Genomic DNA, 238 nt, shown 5'->3' with positions numbered 1-238 from the left:
GACCGGTGTCTGTCATACCGACGCGTTCACTTTGTCTGTTGATGATCCTGAAGGTGTGTTCCCTGCCATCCTCGGCCATGAAGGTGGCGGTATTGTTGAGCAGGTGGGTGCAGGCGTAGCCAGTGTTCAGGTTGGCGACCATGTGATTCCGCTGTACACCGCTGATTGTGGCGAGTGTAAGTTCTGCAAATCCGGCAAGACCAACCTGTGCAGCTCTGTACGGGAAACTCAGGGTAAA

Annotated in this window: 1 protein-coding gene; it reads left to right on the top strand. The window is 54.6% G+C overall.

The features are described from left to right. Positions 1-238, top strand: a 238-nt coding sequence (locus tag ACY2RR_RS24710; RefSeq protein ID WP_490110855.1) for an alcohol dehydrogenase catalytic domain-containing protein, incomplete at both ends; no start/stop codon positions are given.

The sequence above is a fragment of the Parendozoicomonas sp. 2304DJ65-17 genome (genome assembly GCF_058148445.1).
The sequence above is the reverse complement of the archived record's forward strand: the minus strand, read 5'-3'. Positions and strand labels throughout refer to the sequence as shown.